Raw genomic sequence first — 2976 nt, forward strand, 5'->3', positions numbered from 1 at the left:
GCGGTGGACCGTCCCGAGATCATGGGCGAATATGTCCCGGCGCTGATCCCGGACCGGCTCCGCGACGCTAGCACCCGCGAACCGCTCAAGCCGCTGGACATTGTCCAGCCCGAAGGCGTTTCCTTTCAGATGGACGGCAACAGGATCAGCTGGCAGAACTGGTCCCTGCGCGTCGGGTTCAACTACCGCGAAGGGCTGACGCTGCACCGGGTCAGCTATCGCGACGGCGGCCGCGAACGGCCGATCGCGAACCGCCTTTCCTTCGCCGAAATGGCCGTTCCCTACCGGGATCCCAGCGATGACCACTACCGGCGCACCGCGTTCGACGTCGGCGAATGGGGTCTGGGATTCATGACGACGTCGCTGGAACTGGGCTGCGACTGCCTCGGGGAAATCCGGTATTTGGATGCGGTCATGCACAATTCTGCGGGGGAGCCCTACACCATCAGGAACGCCATCTGCATCCACGAAGAGGATGGGGCGGTGTTGTGGAAGCACATCGACCACGACGGCGGCATGGAAGTGCGCCGGATACGTCGACTGGTGATTTCTTTCCATGTCACCGTGGCCAACTATGAATACCTGGTGTACTGGCGCTTCTACCAGGACGGGAACATTGAGTGCGAGGTGAGGGCCACCGGCATCATGGTGGTCAGCAATTTCGGCGAGGGCCAGCAGCATCCGAGCGGAACGCTGGTGGACAACCGGACCTACGCACCCTTCCACCAGCACTTCCTCGTGGCCCGGCTCGACCTGGACATCGACGGCACCGCAAATACCGTTTACCGTTCGGAAACCGCGATGGTCCCGATGAGTCCGGACAATCCGTACGGGCTCGCCCTGCATCAGGACAAGACCCCCATCACGACCGAGGGGCACGACGACTACTCCTGGGAGACCCAGCGGGCCTGGACGGTGACGAACGACAACTCGGTCAACGGGCTCGGGACCCCGGTGTCGTACAAGCTGGTGCCCGGCGCAGCTGTCCCGTCGTTCTTTGACCCGGCATCTCCGGTTTTCCAGCGTGCGGAGGTCATCGGGCACACGGTATGGGTGACGCCCAACGATGCCGCGGAACGCTGGCCCGCCGGCGAGTTCGTGAACCAGGGCACAGGCGGGCTGGGAATGCCCGAATGGGTGCGGCAGGGGCGGTCCGTGGAAAACACCGACGTCGTCCTTTGGTACGTTTTCGGTATTCACCACATCCCACGGCCGGAGGAGTGGCCGGTCATGCCGGTGGACACAGTCGCGTTCTGGCTCAAGCCGGCCGGCTTCTTCGACCGGAACCCGGCGCTGGACGTCTAGGCGGCCCGGGCCAGGGCGTGCCGCCAGAGGCACGTCACTCCAGTAGACACGTCAGTCCAGTAGATTTGTCGGAGTCGAGGCAGCATTTTGGGACCGAAGAACAGGGGATACGTGTGAGCAGGCTGAGCGGAAGATCGGACGGAACCGATGCGGACTTCGCGGCAACGCCCCTCACGGCGCCGGCGTATCCGCAACTGCGGCTCAACAGCGCTGCCCTCGAGAACAACATCCGGGTCATGGCGGCGTGGTGCCGGGAGCGGGGCGTGGATCTCGCGCCGCACGTCAAGACAACGATGTCGGCACCAATCATCGAGCGGCAGTTGGCGGCCGGCGCCGTCGGTGTCACCGTCGCCACCGTGGATCAAGTCGCCTCGGCACTGCGCTGGGGTCATCAGCGCGTCCTCGTCGCCAACGAGATCGTCGACAGGTCCGGGCTAACGCGTATCCGTGCGTGGCTGGAGGAAGATCCCGCCCGGGAAATCCGCTGCTTCGTCGATTCGGCAGCAGGGGTGAAGGTGGCTGCCGAGATCTTCGATGGTGCGGCGGCCGACCTGGAGGTGCTGATCGACGTCGGAACTCCCGGCGGGCGCACCGGCATCCGCAGCCTGTCCGAGGGTCTGCGGCTGGCCGGGCTGGTCCGTGCCACGCCGGGACTGAGGCTGGTGGGTGTTGCCGGGTATGAAGGCGTCGTGCCCAACAGCAGGGCCGAGGATAACGTCACAGCGGTTGACCGGCACTGCCGGCTGGTGCGGGACATCTATCTGGAAGCGGCGGAGTTCTTTGAGACAGCCACTCCCATCTACTCCATGGGTGGTTCCGCGTTCCCGGACCGCGTGGTTGAGTTCCTTCCCGATCGCGGCCAGGTGCCCGGAACACGAATTGTTCTCAGATCGGGCTGCTACGTCACCCACGACCACGGCACCTATGCCGCCGTCAGCCCCGTTCCGGGACTCATTCCGGCGCTGTCCGTTCGCGCGATGGTCCTGTCCACCCCCGAAGACGGGATGGCCGTCGTCGGAGCCGGCAAAAGGGACCTTCCCTACGACGCCGGACTGCCCAGCGTTCTCTCGGTCCGGACCGCGGAGGGAGCCCTTAAGCCCGGCGCAACCGCAGCGGTGCGCAATCCGGGTCAGCACTTCGAATTCCTCCACGCCCAGGATCTCCATGTGCTGCTCCGCACTGGTCTCGGCGCGGATCTTGGCGGCGGCCTGTTCGCTGCCGGCGAGAGCCGCCTCGTCCTCCCACAGCGTGATTGACAGTGACTTGCTGTCCTTCCCCAGCAGGTAGTAGATGCCCAGGCATCCCGGCAGCTGGAGCACCCGGTTGACGGTGTCGTCTGTGGGTGCCCCGGAGCTGTCCGGGCCGGGCTGATACGTGCTGACGCGAGCGAACATGACTGTCCTCCTAGATCCAGGTTCGACGGTTGGAGCGCCTGCCGCCCCAACCGCTGAACCGGGCGGGAGCTGGATCCTTGCGATGTCGCGCCCTGGCGGCGGGCGGCCTGGTCTCCTCCCACCAGTAAGGACCCGCGGGCGCAGAAGCACAAGGTTCGTGTGCCGGTCCGTTCGCCCTAGTCCGCCGGTCCGCTACTCAGCCGCCGGCCGCTACTCAGCCGCCGGCGCCGATGGCCGCACGGGCGTTCCTCTTGAGCTCGGCGAGTTCCTTGCGCGC

Annotated in this window: 2 protein-coding genes; both read left to right on the forward strand. The window is 65.8% G+C overall.

All coding sequences use genetic code 11. The annotated features are described in order from the left end of the window. Positions 1–1305 (forward strand): primary-amine oxidase (locus tag LQV45_RS23425; RefSeq protein ID WP_230009047.1); only part of this gene is annotated, 1305 nt, incomplete at its 5' end. Between the two features lie 113 nt (positions 1306–1418). Beyond that, positions 1419–2561: an alanine racemase gene (locus LQV45_RS23430; protein WP_230009048.1), complete on the forward strand. Its 1143-nt coding sequence runs from the start codon at positions 1419–1421 to the stop codon at positions 2559–2561. The last annotated feature ends 415 nt before the right edge of the window (positions 2562–2976 follow it).

This window comes from Microbacterium sp. Bi128, assembly GCF_918698205.1.